The following is a 23,474-nucleotide window of genomic DNA, read 5'->3' as shown; positions in this document are numbered from 1 at the left end:
CGACGGCGGCCTCCCCGCGGGTGCGGGGAGGCCGCCGTCGTGAGGCGTGGGCCACCGTCCGGAGGCCACGGGATCGGGCGATCAGACCCGGTCGGCCGCGATCAGCACGTACTGGAAGGAGCCGTCCTTGTAGGACTCGATGAACGCCTCCTCGATGCCGGTCACCAGCGAGGTGGTGTTGCGCAGCTCCCAGTAGGGCAGGGTGTCCGGGGTCAGGTCGATGACGGCCTGCGGCACCAGACGGTTGTCGGCCATCGCCCGCAGGTACTCGCGGCGGGAGTGGATGTTGCACTCGAAGTGGGCGTTGATCTGCGAGACCCACTTCGACGGCTGGCCGTAGCGCGGGTTCCAGCAGCCCGTGATGGTCACGTACCGGCCGCCGACGCTCAGCACCCGGGAGTGCTCGGCGAACAGGTCGTGCAGGTCGACGTACATGCTGGACTCGTTGTTCCAGGAGCCCGCGACCGTGCCGGTCTCGACGGGCATGTTCAGCATGTTGGCGACCCGGGAGCGGACGAAGTCGCCGATGCCCAGCTCGGCGGCGCGCTTGTTGCCGAACTCGGCCTGCTGGGTGGAGAGGGTCAGGCCCTCGACCCGGCAGCCGAAGCGCTGGTGGGCCATCACCATCGAGCCGCCGCGGCCGCAGCCCGCGTCGACCAGGGTGTGGTCGGCGCGGATGTCGCCGAGGTGGTCGAGCAGCACGTCGGCCTGGGCGGACTCCAGGCGGTGCAGCTCGGCGATCACCTTCTTCTCGCGCTCGCTGTCGGCCGGGTCGCCGATCGCGGCCCGGTCGATCTCCCCGATCCCGTAGTGGTGGTGGTAGAGGCCGTCGACGTCACCCAGGCGAAGGTTGACCGGACGGGCCTCGTGGTCCCAGTAGCGTGCGATGTCGCCCTGGTACGGGGTCGCCGGGCCGGGAATGGTGTTGCCGGGGGTGGTGATGTCGTCGGTCACGGACATGGGTCAACTCCTAGTGGATGGTCAAGGGGTCGGTCATCAAAGGGGATTCGCTGCCGGTGGGAGGTGGCGCCGCCGGAAGGGCCGGTGTCACCAGAAGTCGGGCAGCGTGTAGCGGTAGGTGTTGGTCTGGTGCCAGTAGTGGTTGCCGTCCACCCACGCGGCCACACCGCGCAGGAACCGTGGGAGGGCCGGCACCGGGCAGGACAGGGCCAGGGCCGCCGCCTCGGCCTCGAAGGCCAGCATCAGTTCGTTGTGGACCTCGACCGCCTTCAGGTAGCCCTCCTTGCGGGAGACGCCCTCGCGCTCGGAGATCACCACCGGCAGGTTCAGGTGCAGTCCGGGGCTGGCCAGCTCCTTCATGTACGAGTAGAGGTCGTTGACGATGGTGGTGGCGTTGGAGGCCAGCGCGATCACCCGCTGCATCGCGGGCAGCGCGTGCAGCTCGGCGGGCAGCTCGTAGCCGCCGACGGTGTCCGTGATCGTCGGGCAGGGGCGGAAGTTGTTGAACTGGCGCATGGCCAGGTACTCCCACACCTCCGGCACGTGGTCCGCCTGGTCCCAGGCGGCCTCGGCCAGGTACCCGAGGTGCAGCCGCGCCATGTCGTGCCGGAACCGGTCCGACTGGGAGGGCGTGGCGGCCCGGGTGAAGTACTCCATCGCCGAGTGGTAGGCGCGCCGGGGCGCGTCCGACGACAGCGAGGCCTCCCACTCCGGGTGGTACTCCGTCGTGGTGTGCAGCGGGTCCAGCGCGGTGTGCGCGAGCAGCAGGCGGCTGCCCAGGCCGATCGGCGACCCGCCGAGGTCCTCGCAGTAGCAGTCGTCCACCGCGTTCTCGGCCACCATCAGGCGGGCCGCGAGCATCAGGTGGTCGACGCTCGGCGCGTCCGGGTGGCAGGCCACCATGTAGCGCCCGGTGGAGAAGCCGTCGAAGTCCTTCTCCCAGTCCGGCGGGTACAGCTCCACCTCCTCCATCGCCCAGACCTTGATCTCCGCGCTGAGCGCCTCCACCCGCACCGGGTCGGGCTCGGCGATCGGGTGGTGGTACAGGCCGGGGATGGGGTCGCCGGCCTTGGGCTTGCCGCCGCTCGGCGCCTCGGCGGCCGGGCTCGCGGCCGCCGAGGTCGTCGCGGCCGCGGCGGGCGGAACGGGCAGGACGTGGACGGGCGGCAGCCGGAACCCGGGGGTCGCCGCCGTGACCTCGGTCGCGGCTTCCGGGACCTCGGGCACCGGGACCTCGGAGGCGGGGGCCTCGGGGGCCTCGACCTCGGGCGCCGACACCTGCGGCCGGAACTGCAGCCCGGAGGTGCCCAGCCCGCTGGGCCCGCGCAGGATCCGGTCGATCGCCGGGGTGCTCATGGGCCCACCGCCGGGGCGGTCACGGGCCCGCATGGTGTCTCCGGTCTGGCACGCAGGGGCATGGAGCCTCCTCTGGGAAGGGGTCGCGCGCATATGACGGATCGTCATTCCGTCAGCCTCGAACGGGAACTCGGGCTTCCGCCCCCGTCCCGTTCGGTTCGGTTCACCACCGTAGGCGCGAAGGCGCGTTCCGCATCGCAACGGACGATCTTCCTCACCCGATAGGGTGAACGTTCGGGCTGACGACGTTTGAGCGGGCCGCAGTCGTGCATTGATCACACCGGTCCCGGGGCCGCCCTGGCCGCGAACCCTCCCGCCCGAGCCGCCCGAGCCGCCCGCCCCCGCGTCAACCCACTGACGCCCACCCGTGTCCCCGGCCGGCCGACCCCGGGTGGCCCCCCTCCGCGGCCGGCACCGGCACCGTTCTGCACGGGTCGGGCGAGCACCGGTGGCCGGCTGGAGGACTTCGGCGTGGCGGCCACCGCGCCGCACCGGCCGGGCGGGCGGGACGTCCCGGGCCACCACCAGGAGCTGCTCGCCGCCGCCGTCACGCTGCTGGATCCGGCACGCCGTCGCGGTAGCGGACGGCGACCGGGCCGGACCGGTCCGTCACCTCCCGGCCCGGTGCACGGCCCCACCGGTAAGGGGGACCAGAATGGCCTGGGCGCCGTGAGGACGGGGCCAGGAAGGAAGACCAGCGCATGGAGAGCCAGGCCCGCAGCCGCACCGCACTCGTCGAGGAGCTCATGGAGCGCTATCCCGACGTGCCCCGGGAGGCGGTGATCAAGGAGGACCTGCTGCGCGGCGGCATGGCCTTCGACGAGTCGGCACTCAGCGGCAGCGCCGGCGCCGACGGGGGCGGCGAGGTCAAGCCGAAGTCGTACTTCATCTTCTCCTTCGACCACCGCACCCTGCCCGAGCTGGGCGCCGCCGCGCTCAACCGGCCGCCGGAGGAGATCGTGCTGACCGGCGGGCCGTACGGGCTGCGCCGCACGGTGGTGTCGGTGCGGGTGAACCCGGACTCGCCCTACCGGGTCGGCGCCGGCGAGGACGGCACCCTCGGCCTCTACCTGGACGGTGCGCGGATCGCCGATGTCGGCCTGCCGCCGATGCCGGACTACTACCGGCACACGCTGGCCAACGGGAAGTCGGTGATGGAGGTCGCCCCGACCATCCAGTGGGGCTACCTGATCTACCTCACGGTGTTCCGGGTCTGCCAGTACTTCGGCGCCAAGGAGGAGTGCCAGTACTGCGACATCAACCACAACTGGCGCCAGCACAAGGCCGCCGGCCGCCCGTACACCGGGGTCAAGCCGGTCGAGGAGGTGCTGGAGGCGCTGGCGCTGATCGACGAGCACGACACCGCCCGCGCCTCCCAGGCGTACACCCTCACCGGCGGGGCGATCACCTCGCGCGTCGGCGGCCGGGACGAGGCCGACTTCTACGGGCAGTACGCCAAGGCCATCGAGGAGCGCTTCCCCGGCCGCTGGATCGGCAAGGTGGTGGCCCAGGCGCTGCCGCGCGAGGACGTCCAGCGCTTCCACGACTACGGCGTGCGGATCTACCACCCCAACTTCGAGGTGTGGGACAAGCGGCTGTTCGAGCTCTACTGCCCGGGCAAGGAGCGCTACGTCGGCCGGGACGAGTGGCACCGCCGGATCCTCGACTCCACCGAGGTGTTCGGCCCGGAGAACGTGATCCCCAACTTCGTCGCGGGCGTGGAGATGGCCGAGCCCTTCGGCTTCACCACGGTGGACGAGGCGATCGCCTCCACCGAGGAGGGCCTGCGCTTCTTCATGTCCCACGGCGTGGTGCCGCGCTTCACCACCTGGTGCCCCGAGCCCACCACCCCGCTCGGCAAGGCCAACCCGCAGGGCGCGCCGCTGGAGTACCACATCCGGCTGCTGCAGACCTACCGGGCGACCCTGGACGAGTTCGGCCTCTCCTCCCCGCCCGGCTACGGCCCGGCGGGCCCGGGCAAGGCGGTCTTCTCGGTGAGCTCCTTCATGGACTCGCTGCAGGGCTGAGCACGGCCCGCCCCGAAGGCGCCGCCGCCCGTCGTCCGGGCGGCGGCGCCCGGCCCGTCAGCTCCCGTTCAGCGGGCGGACGGTGAGGATCTGCTCGGCCCGGCCCAGCGGGCCGTGGACGTCGTGCAGCACGGTGCTGGTGACGCCGTGCCCGGCCGGGCCGAAGCTGACGCTGGTGTCCAGGCCGGTCCAGGGGCCCTCGGGGCGGCGGTGGAAGTGGATCGTCAGGTCGGTGTTGGGGAACATCCACTCGGTGGGGTTCTGCCGCACCGCGATGCCGTTGGCGGTGTCCACCAGCTTGACGAAGGAGGCGTGCGGGCCGCTGGGCTCCCCCGCGACCAGCTCGACCGGGGTGGAGATCCAGGCGGCGGCCCGGCCCGGGGCGGTCTCCCGGCGGCGGACGTCGATCGAGGCGATGTAGCCGCCGCCCCACACCCCGGCCATCGTCCAGGGCTCGAACTCCTCGGGCCCGGGCAGCGGCCGGTCGTGGGTGCCGGCGACGGCGGTGGTGTCCAGCTCGGCGAGGAACCAGGCGCGGGCCCGGACCACGGCCCGCCCGCCGGTCACCACGGTGGCCTCGACCAGCTCGATGGTGCGCCCGGGGCGGACGGTCTCCACCGTGATCTCGAACTCGTCGAGGGCGATCAGGCCGAGTATGTCGTAGCTGATCCGGGCCAGCGCCAGGCCGTCGGCGGGGCGGTCGGCCCGCTGGTGGCCGGCCCGGTGGCGGTCGATGGCGTGCACGATCAGGCCGCCGAGCGGGCTGAAGTGCTGCTCGTCGGGGTGCCAGGCACCCTGCGCCTGCGCGGTGGGCTTGTAGCTGTTCTCGCCGGTGCGCTGGTAGTAGCTGTCGGGCGCGGCGGTGGGGGTGGTCACGTGCGCTTCTCCTCGGGCCGGATCGCTGGCTGCCGGGCGGGCGCCGCCGTGGTACGACGGCGCCCGACCTCGGCGTTCAGGATCGTAAGGGGCCGAACCGCCGGTGGGGCGTCACGGGTGACGCATCCCACACCCCCGGAGGACCCGGAGGGTCAGTGCGCGGCGAGCGGGTAGTGGTCGGAGAGGTCGGTGTAGGTGTAGCTCTTGCCCCAACTGCTCACCGTCCAGGGCGCGCTGTGCACCCGGACCACCTGGTTGGTGTACTCCTGCGGGCGGGCGTGGTCGGCCCGGTAGAGGACGTAGTCGAGGTCCTCCTTGGGCTCGCCCGGGTAGCGGTAGGCGGCGACGGAGTTGTCGGCGGTGTCGAAGGAGTACGGCCAGCCGGTGCGGGCGGAGGCCGGGGCGAGGTTGCCGTTGGTCAGCAGCGCCTGGTACTCGGAGCCGTGCGAGTCGATGTTGAGGTCGCCCGCGACCAGGATCGGCTCGTCGGCCGGGATCCGCTTGGCGTCCAGGAAGGAGCGCATCGCGGTGAGCTGCTTGGCCCGGATGTCCGCCGCCTGGCCGCTCGCGCAGCCCGAGTCGGTGGACTGGAGGTGGGTGCCGACCACGTGGGTACGGCGGCCGTTGACGTCCAGCACCGCGTAGACGAAGCCCTTGTTGGAGAACCAGTCCGAGCCGCAGGCGTCCTTGTAGACGTACTGCTCCTTGCGCAGGATCGGCCACTTGCTGAGCAGGGTGACGCCGCCGTCCTCGGGGGTGGTGGAGCTGTAGCTGCCGGAGGTGGCGTCCCAGCCGCTGGTGGAGCGGCCGACCACCGGCGTGTGGTACGGGTAGGCGGCCGAGGCCTTGGCGGTCAGCGCGTCGGAGGCCGAGTTGTCGAAGGCCTCCTCCAGCACGACCACGTCGTGGCCCTGGAAGAAGTCCGCCGAGGCGATGGCCTGCGCCCGGTACTGCTGGCCCCAGTTGGGGTAGAGCGAGGTGCTCATCAGGAACGTGTTGTAGGTCAGCACGTCGAGCGGCGGTGCGGTCGTGGGGGCGGTCTCGGCCGAGGCCGGGACGGCGCCGAGCACGGCGAGGACGGTGGCGGCGGCGCCGGCGGCGAGGGCGCGGCGGACGGACGACAGGGGCATCGGGCCTCCGTGGGGGGCGTTGTCGTGGACCCGTCGGGTCGAGGGATGTTGTTCATCCAACTTGGCTGTCGGCACGGACCGCAAGACATCGGGCGAGCATTCGGTGAACTCGTCGGTAACACCGTCGGCGAGGGGCCGACGGGCGGTCACGGCCCGCCCCTCCGCACCGCCCCTCCGTACCGCCCCTCCGTACCGCGCGTCAGGAACCGCGGTCAGACTGTCCCCAGCGCGACGAAAGAACGAACGGGGGAAGACATGGCCGGCAGGAAGAAGCGGAAGAGGCCGCTCGCCGAGGGGGTGGTCCCGCCCCCGAAGCGGGTCCGCAGGCGCCCGGAGCCGCAGCTGTCGGCACGAACGGTCCGCCGGACGGCGTGGCTGGTCGGGGCACTCACCCCGGTGCTGATGGTCGGCCTGGCGGCACTGGGCAGCAACCCGGACTACCAGCTGCCCTGCGGCGTCCTGGCGTTCCTGGTGCTCTCGGCGGGAGTCGTCGCGCTCGGCTTCGTCCGGCCCCGCGGCTGGATCATCTGGCCGGCCGTCCTGCTCGGCGTGCTGCTGCTGGTGCTGCCGACGACGAGCATCCGCGCCCAGATCATGGCGCAGCGCGGCGTGGAGACCGCGGTGGTGGTCACCGCGGCCCACAGCGCCAAGGACAAGAACGGCAGGGTGAGCTGGACCTGCGCCATCCGCCGCGCCGACGGGCGGCCGCTCCCGCACGCCGAGGTCGGCGGCTACGGCTGCACGGGCACGCGCGACATCGGCAACACCGAGAACGTGCTGGTCGACCCGGCGGGCTGGGCGCCGCCGGTCCCGCTCGACGAGGACCTCGAATTCCGCCGCGGCGGCGTCCACGTCACCGCGGTGCTGGCCGTCCTGTGGGGCCTGCTCACCCTGGTCGCGGCGCGCCGCACCCTGCGGGAGCCGGGCGCCGCGGCCGGTCAGCGGGGCGGCAGGTAGCGCACCAGGACGTCGGAGCCGGTGCCGTTCAGGGCGCCGAACAGCAGGGTGGTGCCGAACGCGTCCACGGCGGGCGCGAAGGACGGGCCGACGGCCTCGGCGACCCGCTCGACCCGGCCGGTCCGCAGGTCCCGCCGGAAGAGGTCCGGGGCGCCGTTGGTGTCGCCGGGCACCAGGCCGGCGTCGTCCGAGACGAAGTGGACCCAGCGGTTGTCCGCCGTCATGACGGCCGACTGGGCGCCGGCGGGGGCCACCTCCGTCACCGTGCCCGTGTGCAGGTCCCGGGCGTAGAGCGGGACGCGGGTGCCGCCCTGGTCCGGCTGGAACACCCGGAACAGCGCGTACCGGCCGTCGGGGCTCAGCCGGCTCTGCCGCACGGCGTCGCGCAGGGTGCCGCTCGGGTCGATGCTCGCGCCCTCGATCCGGCCGGTGCGGGTGTCGTAGACGTAGAGCGGGAACAGCTGACGGGTGGGCGGCGGCTTCAGGGCGGCCGGGGCGGTCTGCGCGGCCGGGGCGGCCGGGGCGGCCGGGGCGGCCGGGGCGGCCGGGGCGGCCGGCAACAGGTTGGCCGCCTTCGACCGGAAGGCGACGGTCCGGCCGTCGGCGCTGAGCGAGGGCTCCACCGAGCCGCCGTCTGCGGGGGCGCCGCCCTGCCCGGCGGTGACCAGGCGGGTGGTACCGGTCCAGCGGTCCGTCAGGTAGACGTTGGCGGTGCCCGCCCGTGCCCCGGGGGCGAGGTCGGCGCGGTCCGAGGAGTAGGCGACGTACCGGCCGTCGGCGCTGATCGCGGGGCTGACGGAGTTCCCGGCGCCGGTGCCGGCGGTGACCGGCTCGGTCCGGCCGGTGAGGCGGTCGCGGACGTAGACGTCGGTGCGCCCGCCGCCGTTCCCGGGAACGGCGTTGACGGCGTCACTGCTGAAGGCGACGTACCGGCCGTCGCCGCTGATCGCCGCCTGGACGGTGGAACCGTCCAGCTGGGCGCCGCCGTCGGCGAGGCTGACCCGCTCGGTGTGCCGCGTCCACAGGTCGCGGACGAAGACGTCGTAGAGGCGGTTGGTGTCGCCGGGCACCAGGTTGGAGGCCAGCGAGGCGAACAGCGCGTAGCGGCCGTCGGCGCTCAGCCCGAGCGGCTCGGACCAGTCGTCGGCGGGCGTGCCGTCCGGGCTCACGTTCACCCGCACCGTGCCGCCGTCCCTCGCCGCGAACGCGGGCGCGGACGCCGGTGCGGAGGCCGGTTCGGACGCGGGCGTGGTCCGGGCGTGCGCCGCCGGTGTCCCGGCGCCCACCAGCAGCGCGGCCGCCAGGGCGCAGACCACCCGTGCCGTCGTCGTCCTCATGGGCTCCCCTCCCCTTGCGCTCCCCTTCGTTCCGGCCGAGCCAACCGCCCTGCGTGGCCACGGTCAACCCCGCCACCCCGCGATGGACACGATTCCGCCAACTCCCGCACACGACAGGAGCGCACCTGCCGCACGAGCCGATCCACCGGCTCCCGGGACGCATCACCACCCTGGCAAGGGAGGCGAGAGCAGATACCCCGAACCGGCTACATCCTCGCTAAACGCGGACCAATACGGGCATCCCACCCACAGTTGCTTCGCACCGAGGCAGCGCCCGGCCGTCGAGCGCACGGCCGTCAACCGGACGTGACCGGCGGCAGTCGAGCGAAAGGCGGACGCGATGAGCATGATCCAGACCGGCAAGCTGCAGTTGAACTCCACCAGCGCCACGGAGCTGACCGGTGGAGCCACCTCGACCTTCACCCAGGTCACCTTCCCCACGCCCTTCCCCAACGACGCGAACGTGATCGTCGTGCCGTTCGTCCAGACCTTCAACGGCCCCGACACCCCCGGCCTGCGGATCGCCGACGTCACCACCACCGGCTTCAAGATCCGCATCAACGAGCTCGTGGGCAGCGGCCGCGCGCTGTCCGACGGACCGCACACCACCGAGACCATCGGCTGGATCGCCGGCACCGTCTGAGCCCCGGGCTCCTCGCGGCCCCTCGCGGCCCGGGCCGCGAGGGGCCCTTGCCCCGAGCCAGCGGGCCACCGCACCGGCCCGCACCGGCAACGCCCCTGCGCATCGGGCGGGTTCCCCCGCCCCGGCTCGCCGGGTCGGCAAAACCCGTTGGACACGGACGACCACCGGTGCGAAGGTCCGGGAATGACCGTTGACGAAGCCTTTGCCCGGCCCGACGGCCCGCTCCTGGCCGTGTCACCGCCCCTCCCCCTGCCGATGCCCCTGTCCCTCCCCATGCCCCTGCCCGGCGGCCTGCTCCTGCGCGAGTCCCGTCCGGAGGACCTGGAGCAGCTCGGCGCCCTGCTCGCCGAGCGCGGCGACCCGGCGGACGCACTCGACCACCGCCTGGTGGTCGAGGACCCGGACGCCGGCTGGTCGGCCAGCGCGGTGGTGGTCGACGGCGACCGGGTCGTCTCCACGGCCACCCTGCTGGACGAGGAACTGCGCCTCGGCGACGTCCGGCTGCCCGCCGGGCAGGTCGAACTGGTCGCCACCGACGAGGAGTACGAAGGCCGCGGCCTGGTCCGGGCCCTGATGCGGTGGGCGCACGCACGCTCCGCCGCCCGCGGGCACGTGGTCCAGGTGATGATCGGAATCCCGTACTTCTACCGGCTGTTCGGCTACGAGTACGCCATCGACATCCCGGTCTCGCGGCCGCTGCGCTCCACCCCGCCCACCGAGGGCGGCGCGCCCGCGCTGCGCACCGCCCGGGCCACCGACCTGCCCGCCCTGGCCGCGCTCCAGGAGCAGGCGCAGCGCGGCTTCGACCTCGCGATGGGCCACGCCCCCGCCCGCTGGCGCTGGCTGCTGGCACACGACGCGAGCACGCTGCGGGTGGTCGAACGCGCCGGCGAGGTGGTGGCGGTGGGCCGCACCACCCCCGTGGAGGGCGGCGAGTTCCACCTCGCCGAGGCGGCCGCCGCCGACGAACGGGCGGCGCGCGAACTGCTGGCCGGCGTGGCGGCGTTGGCGCCCGAGGCGCGGCTCCACGTGGTGCACCGGCCGGGCACCCTGCCGGCCACCGTCTGGCACGAGCTGCTGGACCGCACGCCGCGCCCCGAGGCGGAGCAGTACTACGTCCGCATCCCCGATCCGGCCGTGCTGCTCGACCGGCTGCGGCCCCTGTTCCACCAGCGCCTCACCGCCGCCGGCCCGGACCGCGCCGACGGCGAACTGCTGCTCACCACCTACCGCGCCCACTACCGCGTCCCGATCGGCGCGCAGGGGCCGGGCGAGGTGGTCACGGGCGGCACGATGCAGCACCTCGGCGCGTCCGGCGGCGTGGGCGTGGCGCCGGACGCGCTGGCGGCGCTGCTCTTCGGGCCCTACGGGATCGAAGGGTTGAGCCGCATCCGGCCGGACGTGTACGGGCGCGGGGACGAGGAACTGCACCGGGCGCTGTTCCCGCCGCTGACGGCCGACCTGCTGACGTACTACCTGCCCTGACGTCCGACCCGCTGCGCCCCTCACGGGAACCCCGGCCGCTTCCCCTTTCGAGGCCCGGCGGCCGGGGCATAGGGTGCGCGGCGTGAACGAAGTGATCTTCCGGGCGAAGGACCTGATCCGCCCCGCCGGCATCGCCGCCCTGGTCCTCGCCCTCGTGCTCGAAACCGCCTTCGGCCTGTTCGCACTCACCGACCTCGGCACGGTGCTGCTGGTCGCGATGACCCTGGCGCTCGCCCTCCCGTTCCTCCTCGTGGCCCTGCGCGCATGGACCGGGGTCGGCACCGAAGGGATCACCGTCAACCGGGGCTTCGGGCCCGGCCGTACCTACTCCTGGCAGCAGATCAGCTGGGTCGAGGTGCGGCGCTACCCGGCCGGGGACTCGTACTCGTACGCGCTGCGGATCCACCTCACGAACGGGCGCAGCCGCCTGCTGCCCGGCCTCGGCACCGACAAGTACCACTCGACGACGGAGTTCCTGGCGAACACCCGGCAGGTCATGGACCGGTGGGAACGGAACACCGCCCCGGACCGTCGCGTCGAGCCGCGACCGCGGCCGCGGCTCTGGGACGTGCTGTCGGTCCCGGTGATCGGATTGGCCCTCGGCGCCGCTTTCGTCGCCGTCGTCCTGACGCAACTGCGGTAGCCCGACGGCCGTCGGAACACGAGGATCACGAGGATCACGAGGATCACGAGGATCACGAGGTCGGCTCCGGCTCCTGGGTGGGAGCCGGAGCCGACGCGCATGCCCCGCGACCGACACGCCGTCGGCGCGGGCAGGCGCGGGTAGGCGCAGGTAGGCGCGCTGGTCAGTCCGGCACGGGCAGGCACTCGGCGAGCAGGCCGACGACGTCGCGCCAGGCCCGCCGGGCGTGCTGCGGATGGTGCGCGACGCCGGGGAGCACGGTGTGACCGACCGTCGGGTGGTGGAAGGCGTGCTGGGCGCCGCCGTAGACCACGAGACGCCAGTCGACGCCCGCCGCCTGCATCTCGGCGGTGAAGGCCTCCCTCCGCTCGGCGGGCATGATCGGGTCCTCCGAGCCGACCCCGGCCCACACCGGGCACCGGATCCGGGCCGCCTCGCCCGGGCGGCCGGTGGTGAATCCGTTGACCGTCCCGATCGCCCGCAGGTCGACACCGGCGCGCCCGAGTTCCACCGCGATGGCACCCCCGGTGCCGTAGCCGATGGCGGCGATCCGGTCCGGGTCGGTCCGCGATTCGGCGCGCAGCACGTCGAGGGCCGCGTGGCCGATGTCCCGCATCCGGTCGGGGTCGGCGAGCAGCGGCATCACCCGCGCCAGCATCTCCTGCGGGTCGCTGATCCAGCGCCCGCCGTGGAGGTCGAAGGCCAGGGCCACGTAGCCCAGTTCGGCGAGGGCGTCGGCCCGGCGGCGCTGGAAGTCGTTCAGGCCCGGTCCCTCGGGCCCGATCAGCACCCCGGGCCGGCGCCCGGCACCGGCCGGGAGCGCGAGGTGCCCGATCATCGTCATTCCGTCGGCCGGGTACTCGACCGTGCGTGTGGTGACCGTTGTCATGGGACCGGACAGTACTGGGGTCCGCGCCCCGGCCGGGCCGGACTTCGCCCTCGGCAGAGCGAGCGGCCCGCCGGCGGCCGCCGCTGCGCTTCGCGTCGGGGTCGTCGAGGGCCAGGACCGACGAGCGGCGGTCCGCGCCGGGGCCGCGGCCTCCTCGGGGGTGTCGGGGGGGCAGGCCGCGCTCGTCGTGACCACCAGCACGACGAATACGGCGTCGACACCCCGCTGTGGCCGGGCCCGTCCGGCAGTCCCGACCTCGACAGCCCGTACGACTACCCCTGCGACCTTGACCGGCTGCCGATCACCCCGGCCACCCGGGCCGAACTGGCGCGGCTCGCCGACCGGTACCAGTCGTCGCTCGACGAGGCGTACCCGCCGGATCCGTCTCCGTGGTCCGAGGAGGAGAAGGAGCTGTTCCGGCAGCAGGCGGCCGCTGCGCTGGAGGCCTTGCGCCGTGATCTGGGCGGCGGTTGGACGGTCGAGGACCTGTCGGGCCCGGTGCGCTGACCCCCGGTCCGCCCCGGAGTGGTGCGGACCGGGGGCCGGGAGCGGGGACCCTCGGGGCATGGTCGGGACGGCTCGTCAGGCCTGGTTTACGACTTTTGGTCATGGTTTTGGCCGAACTGGTTAAAGACCCGGCCAAAAATGCGGATGACCCCTTGCCGATAATGTGATCACATGTGCAGGCGCTGTGACGTTGTGCGTCGCAGGGGAGGGAACGGTCCACTTTGCCGAGCGGGCCCGATCAACAGGAGTCGTACCATCAACACCGCCATCCGCAAGGCCGCCCGTGGGGCGATGCCCGTCGCCGTCACCGCCTCCGTGCTCGCCACCGGCCTCACCGCCTGCGGCACCGTCGAGCAGCTGTCCGCCGCGCAGAAGGTCTCGAAGGCCTTCGACAAGGTCCGTGACGGCAAGTCGGCCGGGTTCACCCTCTCCATCGACGCCACCCCCGAGCAGGTCGCCGCGTTCGCCAACTCCGGCGAGCACAAGGGCAACGGGCTCATCGGCTCCGCCCGGGGCCGCAAGGAGGACATGGACGAGAAGACCGCCAAGGCGATCTCCGGCCTCTCCGTCACGGTCGCGGTCTCCGCCGACAAGCCGCTCAAGGACATCGAGGCCTTCAAGAACGCCGGCCAGGCGGGCAAGAACGCCGACCTGACGCTCGACAAGTCGGTGCGCGTCTCCTACCTGCTCGCCGACCGCAGCGGCACCGCGCTGCTGGAGTACCGCCAGGTCGACGCCACGGGGTACCTGCACGCCGACGCCAAGGGCCTGATGAAGCTGGTCGGCGAGGACCCGTCCACGGTGGACGAGCTCCGCAAGGACCTGCCGGAGGAGATGAAGCCGGTCGGGGACGTGCTGGCCGGCAAGTGGGTGTCCTTCGACCTCCAGGCGCTCGCCGACCAGGCGAAGGAGGCCGACGCCAAGAAGGCCGCGCCGAGCGCCGCCCCCAGCGTCGACCCGGAGCTCGGCAACCAGCTCCTCAACTCGATCAAGGACGTGCTCGGCCGCACCGTCACGTACGAGGACAAGGGCAAGAAGGACGGCACCGAGCACCTCTGGGTGAGCGCCCCGGCCCGCCAGCTGGTGGACGAGATGTACAAGGCCGTCAAGCCGCTGTCCGCCAAGTTCCCCAAGCAGCTGGGCGACTTCCCGGACAAGGCCCCGAGCGACGTGCCGGACCGGAAGATCGGCGTCGACCTCTACCTGAAGAACGGCGCCTTCTCCTCCGCCACCTTCGACCTCGCCCAGCTGGCCGACAAGGTCGAGCCGGGCGTCAACTTCCCGGTGAAGCTCGCCTTCAGCCAGGCGGCCCCGAACGTCCAGGCCCCGGCCGACGCGGTCAAGGTGACCAACGAGCAGCTGATGGACGCGGTGCTCGGCCTGGCCGCCGGGGGCGACGAGGAGGGCCTCGACCCCGAGGACTTCGGCGACCTCCCGCTCGCCCCGCCGCTGACCGACGCCCAGCTCAAGGAGCTCGCCGGACTCGGCGTCTCGGAGGCCGAGGCGCGCGAACTCAACGACGCGGGCCTGAGCTTCGGGAGCATCAAGCAGCTCGCCCAGGCCACCCCGCCCAAGGCCTGACCTCCACCTCCGACCGGCCGACCGCGCACCAGCGGTCGGCCGGTCCTGCGTTTCCGGCCGGGCACACGCTCCCGGCCCGCGGTCACCGGCCGGGCGGCCGCACCGGTGCCGTGCCGGTCGGCAGATCGGCCGGCCTGCCCTCCTGGTCCACCGGTGTGCCGTCGGGGTAGCGGGCGCACTCGCTGCCCGCGCTCACCTCGAGGGTGTGGTACACGGGGTCGAAGCGCAGCGAGGCGCTCTCCGCGAGGGAGCCCGGGCCGGTGACCGGTGGCGTCAGCGTCAGACTGGGGACCGGGGCGGACTCGTCGGAGGAGGCGACCGTCCAGCCCTGGGCGGTCAGGCTCTGCCGGGCCCGTCCCACCGCCTCCTCCCACTCGGACCGGGCGACCCCGGCGAGGGTGAACCGCGCGCGCAGGGCGGCTGTGCGGGGCTGGTCGGCGCCGGTGTCGTTCATGCTCTCCAGGAGGTGGGAGAGGCCCCGGGCGGGGCATGCGTCGTAGATCCGGGCCGTGATCCCGTCGTCCGCGCGGTGCTCGGGTGCCGGCGTCACCTCCGGGCGCAGCGCGAGGGCCTCGTAGACGGTCTGCGTCCGGGCGTCCAGGTGCCGCGCGACGGCGGCCGGGTCCGCCACGGGGTACAGCTTGCCCGTCCAGGCCTCCTCTGCCACCCCGTACGCCGTGTACCCGACCGTTCCGAGCACCAGCACTCCGGCGGCCCCGGCCACCGCCGTGACCCGCACGGCGGTGCGGCGGCCCGGCGCGTTCTTCGTTGCGCGATTCCTCATGATCACCATCGTCCACCGCCGGGCCGGGCCACCGCGTGAGTACGGATACTCACCCGGCAGCGTCGGCGTACTCGTGGTCGGACGGGGCGGCGCTTCAGGCGTGGGCGGCGGCGCACTCCGGGTGGCCCCAGGAGCCGCCGACCTTGGTGATCTTGTCGCCCTTGGCGTACGGGCGGCTGCACGGGCAGGTGCCGGGGAAGCGGGCGTTCAGGGTGCGCGAGCCGCCGCTCCGCTTGGCGGCGCCGCTGCCGGTGCCGCCGGTGCTACCGGCGGAGGCGGCGGGCCGGGCGGTGCGTGCCCTGGGGGCCTTCGTGGCGGCGGCCGGGTCGGGGACCGGCAGGTCGGCGGCGGTGCCGGAGGCGTCCTGCTGGGTGCGGGCGGCGTCGCTGGCGGCCTTGTCGGCGATGGCGTTCAGCGGGTCGCCGTCCACCTGGTGGGCCGGCACGTACACGAAGGTGACGTCCCGGCCCTCCAGCAGGGCGTCGATCGCCTGGATCAGCTCCTGGTTGGCGACCGGCTTGCCGGCCGCCGTCTTCCAGCCGTTGCGCTTCCAGCCCTTCAGCCACTTGGTCACCGAGTCACGGGTGTAGGTGCTGTCCAGCCGAACCTCCAGCGGCGCCGCCGGGTCCGTCGCGGCCAGCAGCTGCCGCAGCGCCGTCAGCTCGCCCACGTTGTTGGTGCTGTACCCGAGCGCGCCGGCCTCCCAGCGCCGGGGCGCCCCGGTGGCGTCCGCGACCACGTACGCCCAGCCCGCCGGCCCGGGGTTGCCCTTGGCTGCTCCGTCACACGCTGCAATGACTCGTTCGACCATGCCCCGATCATGCCTGGTCGGACGGCCCGGAGACAAAGCCGCTCAGGTGCGCAGCAGGGGCAGCAGCAGCGCCGCCGACCAGCTGAAGTTGGTCGAGCTGTGCCCCTCCCCCGTCAGCGGGTCGTAGTTCTCCCGCACCGGGCCGTCCCCGGCCAGTCCGGCGGCGGTGGCCAGCAGCCGCTCGACGGTGCGCCGGGCGTCCTGCTCCCAGCCGTAGCGGCGCAGGCCCTCGATCGCGAAGTAGGTCTGGTCGAGCCAGGCCAGTCCGCGCCAGTAGCCGCCGGGGTCGAAGGAGGGCGAGCTGCGGGCCACGGTCGGGAACGGCATGGCGGTGCCGAACTCGGCCGGGTCGAGCAGCAGCCGGCGGACGGTACGGGCCTGGGCGGCGGTGGCGGTGCCGGACCAGAGCGGGATGGCGCCCTCGATGCCGCGGCCCCGGGCGGTGAGCCGGGCGCCGGTGGCCAGGTCGGTGTCGTGGAACCAGCCGCCGGCCGGGTCGTACATGGTGTCGCGCACGGCGGCGTCGATCCGGTCTGCACGGGTGCGCAGCCGCTGGGCGGCGGGCCGGTCGCCGAGTTCCGCGGCGATCAGCGCCAGGTGGCGGTGGTCGGCGGCCAGGTAGGCGTTGAGGTCGACCGAGCGCTGGTCGAACGACCAGCCGAGCAGCGTCCCGTTCGCGTCCCGGTTCGGGAGGACGCCGGCGGCGTCGAAGCGCGGGGCGTTGTCCATGCCGGACTCCCAGGCCGCCGCCTCCCGGCAGTCATCGGGGCTCGCGTTGGCCGGGTCCACGGTGGCGCCGTACTCGCACAGGCCCTCGCCGAGGTGGTCCCGGGTGCGGTACCACCAGTCCCGGTAGGCGGTCAGCCGGGGCAGCAGCTCCCGCAGGAAAGCGCGGTCGCCGCTGCGCTTGTAGACCTCCCAGACCGCCCAGGCGGCCAGCGGGGGCTTGGAGTTGCGCTCGTTCCAGTTGCCGCCGCCGGTGGCCGGGTCGTTGTAGAAGACGCAGTCGGGGACCATCCCGGCGTCCTGCGGGCGCTCGGCGGAGCCCGCCGGCACCTGGTGGTCGAAGACCGCCCGGATCTGGTCGGCGGCGAGGCCGGGGGCGAAGGCGGCGGTGCCGACGGCCTGCTTCCAGGTGTCCCAGGCCCAGACCCCGCTGAACCACTTGTAGGAGAGCGTGGGGGTGACGGCGTCGTGCCGGATCCTTCCGGCCGGGCTGCGCCAGTTGGTGACCAGGGTCTGCACGCATTTGACGGCGGTGCGCCGGCGGGCGGCGGGGACGCCCTCGGTGGCCCGGGTGACGTACCCGTGCCAGCGGGCGGTGCCCTCCGCCGCGACCCGCTCCGGGGCGCGCAGCGCGGTGTCCGCCTCCTTCGCGGCCCGGGCGTACTCGGCCTCGGTGAAGGTGTAGCTCTCGGTCCAGTCCAGGTGGCGGCTCTCCCCCGGCGCCAGCCGCACCGGCTCGGCGAGTTCGGTGCGGTGCTCGTCGCCGTCGGCGCTCAGTACGACGCGGACGGGCCGGGCGTGGCGGACGGCGAAGCACTCGGTGCCGTCGGTGAGGTAGTCCCAGGTCTGCCGGACCTTGGCGAAGCGCACCTCCACGCCGCGTTCGGCGGCGACGAGTCGCGGCGCCTCGTGCTGGGGGCCGGTGGCGGGGCGCAGCAGCCGGCCGGTCCAGGCGGCGGCCAGGGTCCGTACGGCCGGGCCGGTGTTGGTGAGGCGGGCCCGGAGCAGGGCGGTGCGGTTGCCGGCGAAGCGCAGTTCGAGGGTGAGGGCGAGGCCGCCGCCGAGGTCGTGGGCCAGCCGCAGCAGGCCGGGCAGCGAGGTGCCGCGCGCGGGGGCGCCGGCGCCGAGGTCCAGGGGGCGGCCCTGTTCGGTGAGTTGGAGGCGGGTCAGGCCGTCGCTGAGCCACCACGGGTATTCCTGGGCGAGGTACAGCGGGCCGGTGAAGCCGCCGGGCCGGTCGGCCGGTCGGGGCAGGGCGTAGGCGTGCCAGGCGCCGAGGTCGGCGAAGACGGTGATCGGGTTGTTGCCGCGGGTGTCGCCGGGGTAGGCCTGGGCGGGGGTGCCGTGCAGGTCGAGGACGTCGGCGTAGCGTTCGGCGTCGAATCCTCCCTGTTCTTCCGGTCCTTCCTGGCCGTGGGCGGTGGCCGGGGCGGTCAGGGTGCCGGCGGCGGCGACCGCCGAGGCGGCGAGGAAGTGGCGGCGGGTCAGCGGGTTCACGGGCGCTCCTCGGCGGCGGGGAGTCGGAGGACGGCGGCGCCGAGCGGCGCGAGGGTGACGGCCTCGCCGGTGGCGGTGCCGGTGAGCAGGTCGGTGCCGGGCGCGTCGAGGGGCACCAGGCGCTCGACGGGGCCGTGGTTGAGCAGGAAGAGGTAGTCGGTGCCGTCGGCGGCGTGCCGGCGGGTGGCCTCGACGCCCTCCGGCAGGCCGGGCAGTTCGGCGCCCACCCCGGCGTCGGCGAGCGCCCGGTCGAGCACCGGGCCGGTGTCGGCGCCGAGGTGGCAGCTCAGGTACCAGGCGCTGCCGGTGCCCAGGCGGTTGCGGGTGACGGCCGGGAGGCCCGCCAGCTCGCCGGAGCCGTAGTGGGCGACGGCCTCGGCGGTCCCGGTCTCGATCCATTCGCTCCAGCGTTCGGCCCGCAGCCGGGTGCCGTCCGGGGCGAGGACGACGGCGGTGGTCGCGCCGTCCGGGATCGGCCAGTGCTCGTCGACGACGATCCCGAGCAGCTCGCGCAGCGGCCCGGGGTGGCCGCCGGGGTGGATGTGGTCGTGCCGGTCGGCGATGCCGCTGAACGGGCCGCAGACCAGCCGGCCGCCGTCCCGTACGTAGGTCGTGAGCCGGTCGGCGGTGGCGGTGTCGAGCAGGTACAGGTTGGGGGCGAGCACCAGCGGGTAGCCGTCGAGTCCGGCGGTGGGCGGGACGAAGTCGACGGTGACGCCTCGCTCGTACAGCGCCGCGTACCAGGGGCGGAGCAGCTCGGGCCAGCGCATCCGGGCGGAGGGGTGGTCGTCCAGTTCCAGCGCCCACCAGCTGTCCCAGTCGAGCAGGACGGCGGCCCGCCCGCGCAGCCGGCTGCCGGCGAGTTCGCCGAGGCGGCGCAGTTCGGCGCCGAGGCGCAGGGTCTCCTGCCAGCCGCGCGAGGCGGTGCCCCGGTGCGGGAGCATCGCGCTGTGGAACTTCTCGGCGCCGGCCACCGAGGCGCGCCACTGGAAGTGCAGCACGCCGTCGGCGCCGCGGGCCAGTGCCTGCAGCGACCAGAGGCGGTGGAGGTCGGGGGGTTTGGGCACGTTGACCGGCCGCCAGCTGACCGCGGAGGGGGCCTGTTCCATCAGCAGCCAGGGGCGGCCGCCCTTGAGCGAGCGCATCAGGTCGTAGTTCATCGCGGCGTTGACGTGGGCGCGCGGGTCGGCGGGGTCGGGGTAGGCGTCGTCGGAGACGAAGTCCTCGTGCCGGCTCCACTCCCAGTAGTCCAGGGCCTTGAGCATCGACATGAAGTTGGTGGTGACCGGGACGCCGGGCGAGACCTCGTCCAGGACGGCCTTCTCGGCACGGTGCAGGGCGAGCAGCGCGTCCGAGCAGAACCGGCGCCAGTCCAGCAGCTGGGTGGGGTTGACCGGGCCCGGCGCGGTGCGCGGCGGCTCGATCTGCTCGAAGGAGCCGTAGTGCTGCGACCAGAAGGCGGTGCCCCAGGAGCGGTTCAACTCCTCGATGCCGCCGTGCCGTTCGCGCAGCCAGCGGCGGAAGTCGGCGGCCGAGGCGGGGCAGAAGCACTCCTCGACGTGGTCGCCGTACTCGTTGTGGACGTGCCACAGGGCGAGGGCGGGGTGGTGGCGGTAGCGCTCGGCGAGGGCCCGGGTGAGCCGGGCGGCGGCGTCCCGGTAGGCGGGCGAGGAGGGGCAGTAGTGCTGGCGCGAGCCGAACTCCAGCCGTACGCCGTCGGCGGTGACCGGCAGCAGTTCGGGGTGGGCGCGGACCAGCCAGGCGGGCGGGGAGGCGGTGGCGGTGGCCAGGTCGACGGCGATGCCGTGCCGGTGTACGAGGTCGAGCAGGCGGTCCAGCCAGCCGAAGTCCCAGCTGTGGGCGTCCGGTTGGAGCCGGGCCCAGGAGAACACGCCGACGGTGACCAGGTTGACCCCGGCCTCGGCCATCAGTTTCACGTCCTCGGCCCACACCTGTTCGGGCCACTGCTCGGGGTTCCAGTCCCCGCCGTAGAGCAGTCCTGGCACCCGGGTGAGGCGGTCCTTGGTCACGGTCGTGGTCATCCCTTCAGTGCTCCGCCCAGCAGGCCCGCCACGAACTGCCGCTGGAAGACCAGGAAGAGCACCATCAGCGGGAGGGTGGCGAGGAAGGAGCCGAGCATCAGGCCGGAGTAGTCGACGTGGGTCAGCCCGGTCAGCGTGTTGAGCGCGACCGGCACGGTGTACTTGTCCTCGGTGTTGAGCATCAGCAGCGGCCAGATGAAGCTGTTCCACTGGCCCATGAAGGTGAAGATCACCAGCGCGCCCAGCTGCGGCCGCACGCACGGCAGGACGACCTGGTAGAAGGTGCGCAGCTCGCCGGAGCCGTCGATCCGGGCCGACTCCAGCAGTTCGTCGGGGAAGTCCAGGAAGCCCTGGCGCATCAGCAGGATGCCGAAGGAGTTGGCCAGGAAGGGCACGATCACGGCCTGGTAGCTGTCGATCCAGCCGAGGCTGGCCATCATCTGGAACAGCGGGACGAGCAGCACCTGCAGGGGGATCATCATGGTCGCCAGGACCAGGCCGAGCAGCAGTCCGCGGCCGCGGAAGCGGTACTTGGCCAGTCCGTAGCCGCACATCGCGGACAGCAGCGAGCTGAGCAGGGTGTAGACGACCGCGATTGCGAGGCTGTTGAGCAGCACCCGGCCGAAGCCGATGGTCTCCTGGAGGTGCGCGAGGTTGCGCAGCAGGTTGCCACCGGGCAGGAACGGCGGTGGGGAGTGGAACAGTTCGGAGCTGCTGTGGGTGCTGGCGATCAGCATCCAGGCGAAGGGCACCAGGCTGAGCACAGCGCCGAGGGCGAGGACGGCGAGGACGGCGATCCGGCCGAGCCGGGCGGGCAGCGGGGTGCGGCCGGGCCTGAGCGGCGCGGTGGTGGTCATCGGCGGCGCTCCCTTCCGTAGAGCCGGAACTGGAGCAGCGAGACCGCCGCGATGATCAGCACGACCACCCAGGCGATGGCCGCCGCGTAGCCGAAGTCGAGCTGCTGGAAGCCGACCTTGTAGAGGTAGACCACGGGGGTGAGGGTCGCGTCGCCGGGGCCGCCGCGGGTCAGCACGTAGTTCTCGTCGAAGAGTTGCAGGGTGCCGATGGTGGAGGTGATGACGCAGAACAGCACGACCGGGCGCAGCTGCGGCAGGATCACGCCGGTGTAGGTGCGCACGGCGCCGGCGCCGTCGAGGGCGGCGGCCTCGTACTGGTCGCGGCCGATGGCGTGCAGTCCGGCGAGCAGGATCACCGCGTTGTAGCCGGTCCACCGCCAGGTGACCGAGCCGATCAGCGAGATCCTGGCCCAGGTGGGCGAGTTGAGCCAGTCGACCGGGCCGAGTCCGAACGCCTGGAGGAGCTGGTTGGCGAGGCCGCCGTCGGTGCGCAGCAGGACCTGGAAGACCACGGCGTAGGCGACCAGGGTGGTGATCGCGGGCAGGAAGAACACCGCCCGCCAGCCGGCCCGGAAGCGCAGCCAGGACTGGTTGAGCAGGACGGCGAGCACCAGGGCGACGCCGATCATCACGGGTACCTGGACGGCGAGGATCAGTCCGGTGTTGACCAGGGAGTGCAGGAAGGCGGGGTCGTGCAGCATCCGCCGGTACTGGTCCAGGCCGACCCAGTCGTCGGCGCCGTCGCGGCGGGCGGTGAAGCTCTGGTAGAGGCTGGCGCCGAGCGGGTAGGCGAAGAAGGCGACGAAGAGCGCGGTCGTGGGCCCGGCGAACAGCCAGGCGGCGGCGCGTGGGGAGCGCCGGCGGCGGGCGGGGGCGGGGGCGGCCTGGGCGGGGGCCGCGGGTTCGCGCAGGGACACCGGAGGACTGGTCATCGGGCCCGCCCCTACGCGACCGTTTGGCGGCCGGTCGCGGTGGCGATCTGGCGGGCGGCGGAGCGCAGCACGGTGCCCGGGTCGGCGCCGTTGTGCAGCACCTGGTTGACGGCGCTGGTGACGATGTCGCCGGCCTTGGAGTCGTCGGCGGTGAGCTCGACGGCGGGGATGTCGCGGGTGAGTCCGGCGAACAGCCGCATGGCGGGCTGGCCGCCGTAGTAGGGGGAGGGCTGCTGGAAGTACGGGTCGTCCAGGGCGGGGAGGTAGGCGGGGAAGAGGCCTTCGTGCTGCATCATCGAGGCCTGGTTGGCCTTGTCGGCGAGCAGGAAGGAGAGGAACGCCCAGGCCGTCTCCGGGTTCCGGCTCTGCGCGGTGACGCACAGGGTGGAGCCGCCGCTGTTGGAGGTGCGGGTGCCGCCGGGGGTGAAGGCGGGCAGTGGGACGACGCCGAACTTGCCGTTGAGGTCGGCCATTTCGGTGGTGAGGGTGCCGTCCCACCAGGCGGCGGTGGGGGTGGTGGCGGCCTTGCCGTCGTGGGTGCCGGAGACGAACCCGTCCCAGCCGTTCTCGAAGTCCACCAGGTCGCGGTCGACGAGCTGTTTCAGCAGGGTGAGGGCGCGTTCGGCGGCGGGGGTGGCGACGGCCACCTTGCCGTCGGTGAACCAGCGCTGGCCCTGTTGCTGGAGCAGCATGGCGAAGAGGCTGTCCTGCTTGGCGTCCAGGATGAGCAGCTTCCTGCCGGTGGCGGCCTTGAGGGCGGTGCCGGCGCTGACGTAGTCGTCCCAGGTGGCGAGGCCCGCCGGGTCGATGCCGGCCTGCTGGAAGAGGTCGCGCCGGTAGAACAGGGCGCACGGCCCGCTGTCCCAGGGCAGCGCGAGGACCCGGCCCTCGATGTCCGTCACGGTGCGCCAGGAGGCCTGCGGATACTGGGACTTGAGGTCGGCGGCGCGGCTGGTGAGGTCGACCAGGGCGTTCGGGAAGTTGCCGATGTAGGTGGGGAGTTTGTGGCCCTCGACGGTGAGGATGTCGGGCAGGCCGCTGCCGGCGCCGAGGCCCACGGTGATCTTGTCGTAGGCGTTGTCGTAGCCGATGTCCACCACCTCGACGGTCGTTCCGGGGTGGGCCTGTTCGAAGACCTTGCCGAGCCGCTGCATGGCCTTGGCGGCGACGTCCCAGGACCAGATGGTGACCTTCCCGGCGAGGGTGGCGCCCGGGCTGCCGGTGAGCTGCTTGGCGCTGGTGCCGCCGGCACCGCCGGTCGCGCAGCCGGTGGCGCCGGCCAACAGCAGGGCGCCGCCGGCGAGTCCGGCGGCGAGGATCCGGCGGCGTGCCGGGCCCGACCTGAATCCGCCCTGGTCGAGGGCGAGTTGGGGATGTTTTTCGTGCCGGGTTTCTGCGGACATCTTGCCTCCCGACTGGTGAATGCCGAATGCT

19 protein-coding genes are annotated in these 23,474 nt (G+C 73.3%); 6 read left to right on the top strand and 13 right to left on the bottom strand.

The genetic code is table 11. From position 1 onward, the window contains the following. Window positions 1-81: 81 nt before the first annotated feature. Window positions 82-960 (bottom strand): geranyl diphosphate 2-C-methyltransferase, encoded by an 879-nt coding sequence (locus ACGFSC_RS05870; RefSeq protein ID WP_359915263.1) that lies wholly within the window; start codon window positions 958-960, stop codon window positions 82-84. A gap of 87 nt (window positions 961-1,047) precedes the next feature. After that, a complete protein-coding gene (locus ACGFSC_RS05865) occupies window positions 1,048-2,424 on the bottom strand; it encodes a family 2 encapsulin nanocompartment cargo protein terpene cyclase (protein ID WP_380358799.1) in 1,377 nt (458 codons plus the stop codon). 593 nt (window positions 2,425-3,017) lie between these two features. Between ACGFSC_RS05865 and ACGFSC_RS05860 the strand changes: the two genes are divergently transcribed. Continuing rightward, window positions 3,018-4,343 (top strand): radical SAM protein, encoded by a 1,326-nt coding sequence (locus ACGFSC_RS05860; protein ID WP_359915267.1) that lies wholly within the window; start codon window positions 3,018-3,020, stop codon window positions 4,341-4,343. Window positions 4,344-4,400: 57 nt separating this feature from the next. On the opposite strand, the gene ACGFSC_RS05855 is transcribed toward ACGFSC_RS05860, so the two are convergent. Then, a complete protein-coding gene (locus ACGFSC_RS05855; RefSeq protein WP_359915269.1) occupies window positions 4,401-5,219 on the bottom strand; it encodes a thioesterase family protein in 819 nt (272 codons plus the stop codon). A 152-nt stretch (window positions 5,220-5,371) separates the two neighbouring features. Further along, the gene (gene sph, locus ACGFSC_RS05850; protein WP_359915271.1) at window positions 5,372-6,349 is read right to left on the bottom strand and encodes a sphingomyelin phosphodiesterase; all 978 of its coding nucleotides are present in this window, start codon (window positions 6,347-6,349) and stop codon (window positions 5,372-5,374) included. A 255-nt stretch (window positions 6,350-6,604) separates the two neighbouring features. On the opposite strand from sph, the gene ACGFSC_RS05845 reads away from it, so the two are divergent. Next, window positions 6,605-7,306 carry a hypothetical protein gene (locus tag ACGFSC_RS05845; protein ID WP_359915273.1) on the top strand — a complete coding sequence of 234 codons (702 nt, stop codon included), beginning with the start codon at window positions 6,605-6,607 and terminating at the stop codon, window positions 7,304-7,306. On the opposite strand, the gene ACGFSC_RS05840 is transcribed toward ACGFSC_RS05845, so the two are convergent. Then, window positions 7,288-8,643, bottom strand: a complete 1,356-nt coding sequence (locus tag ACGFSC_RS05840; protein ID WP_359915275.1) for a hypothetical protein — start codon at window positions 8,641-8,643, stop codon at window positions 7,288-7,290. The two genes, ACGFSC_RS05845 and ACGFSC_RS05840, sit on opposite strands and share 19 nt — an antisense overlap. 340 nt (window positions 8,644-8,983) lie before the next feature. Between ACGFSC_RS05840 and ACGFSC_RS05835 the strand changes: the two genes are divergently transcribed. From ACGFSC_RS05835 to ACGFSC_RS05825, 3 genes are all read left to right on the top strand, one after another. After that, window positions 8,984-9,286 (top strand): hypothetical protein, encoded by a 303-nt coding sequence (locus ACGFSC_RS05835; protein ID WP_359915277.1) that lies wholly within the window; start codon window positions 8,984-8,986, stop codon window positions 9,284-9,286. 183 nt (window positions 9,287-9,469) lie between these two features. After that, window positions 9,470-10,771: a GNAT family N-acetyltransferase gene (locus tag ACGFSC_RS05830; RefSeq protein WP_359915636.1), complete on the top strand. Its 1,302-nt coding sequence runs from the start codon at window positions 9,470-9,472 to the stop codon at window positions 10,769-10,771. Window positions 10,772-10,853: 82 nt separating this feature from the next. Beyond that, on the top strand, window positions 10,854-11,414 hold the full coding sequence (locus tag ACGFSC_RS05825; protein ID WP_359915634.1) for a hypothetical protein: 561 nt from the start codon (window positions 10,854-10,856) through the stop codon (window positions 11,412-11,414). Between the two features lie 163 nt (window positions 11,415-11,577). On the opposite strand, the gene ACGFSC_RS05820 is transcribed toward ACGFSC_RS05825, so the two are convergent. Further along, on the bottom strand, window positions 11,578-12,303 hold the full coding sequence (locus ACGFSC_RS05820) for a dienelactone hydrolase family protein (protein ID WP_359912035.1): 726 nt from the start codon (window positions 12,301-12,303) through the stop codon (window positions 11,578-11,580). Between the two features lie 798 nt (window positions 12,304-13,101). On the opposite strand from ACGFSC_RS05820, the gene ACGFSC_RS05815 reads away from it, so the two are divergent. After that, window positions 13,102-14,391, top strand: a complete 1,290-nt coding sequence (locus tag ACGFSC_RS05815) for a hypothetical protein (RefSeq protein ID WP_359912032.1) — start codon at window positions 13,102-13,104, stop codon at window positions 14,389-14,391. An 82-nt stretch (window positions 14,392-14,473) separates the two neighbouring features. Here ACGFSC_RS05815 and ACGFSC_RS05810 read toward each other — a convergent pair whose 3' ends face one another. From ACGFSC_RS05810 to ACGFSC_RS05780, 7 genes are all read right to left on the bottom strand, one after another. Continuing rightward, the gene (locus ACGFSC_RS05810; RefSeq protein ID WP_359912029.1) at window positions 14,474-15,175 is read right to left on the bottom strand and encodes a hypothetical protein; all 702 of its coding nucleotides are present in this window, start codon (window positions 15,173-15,175) and stop codon (window positions 14,474-14,476) included. Between the two features lie 94 nt (window positions 15,176-15,269). Beyond that, a complete protein-coding gene (locus ACGFSC_RS05805; protein WP_359912026.1) occupies window positions 15,270-15,986 on the bottom strand; it encodes a ribonuclease H in 717 nt (238 codons plus the stop codon). A gap of 42 nt (window positions 15,987-16,028) precedes the next feature. Beyond that, window positions 16,029-18,209 (bottom strand): trehalase family glycosidase, encoded by a 2,181-nt coding sequence (locus ACGFSC_RS05800; RefSeq protein WP_359912023.1) that lies wholly within the window; start codon window positions 18,207-18,209, stop codon window positions 16,029-16,031. Further along, a complete protein-coding gene (locus ACGFSC_RS05795; RefSeq protein ID WP_359912020.1) occupies window positions 18,206-20,251 on the bottom strand; it encodes a beta-galactosidase in 2,046 nt (681 codons plus the stop codon). The genes ACGFSC_RS05800 and ACGFSC_RS05795 overlap by 4 nt, the downstream gene beginning before the upstream one ends. Then, a complete protein-coding gene (locus ACGFSC_RS05790; RefSeq protein ID WP_359912018.1) occupies window positions 20,248-21,108 on the bottom strand; it encodes a carbohydrate ABC transporter permease in 861 nt (286 codons plus the stop codon). Before ACGFSC_RS05790 ends, ACGFSC_RS05795 begins: the two co-directional genes overlap by 4 nt. Further along, entirely contained in the window at window positions 21,105-22,040 is a 936-nt protein-coding gene (locus ACGFSC_RS05785) for a sugar ABC transporter permease (protein ID WP_359912015.1), read from the bottom strand. Before ACGFSC_RS05785 ends, ACGFSC_RS05790 begins: the two co-directional genes overlap by 4 nt. Before the next feature lie 11 nt (window positions 22,041-22,051). Then, window positions 22,052-23,443 carry a sugar ABC transporter substrate-binding protein gene (locus tag ACGFSC_RS05780; RefSeq protein ID WP_359912013.1) on the bottom strand — a complete coding sequence of 464 codons (1,392 nt, stop codon included), beginning with the start codon at window positions 23,441-23,443 and terminating at the stop codon, window positions 22,052-22,054. Window positions 23,444-23,474 lie beyond the last annotated feature (31 nt).

The sequence above is a fragment of the Kitasatospora sp. NPDC048715 genome, assembly GCF_043198905.1.
Taxonomy (GTDB): Bacteria; Actinomycetota; Actinomycetes; order Streptomycetales; family Streptomycetaceae; genus Kitasatospora; species Kitasatospora lactacystinica.
The sequence above is the reverse complement of the archived record's forward strand: the minus strand, read 5'-3'. Positions and strand labels throughout refer to the sequence as shown.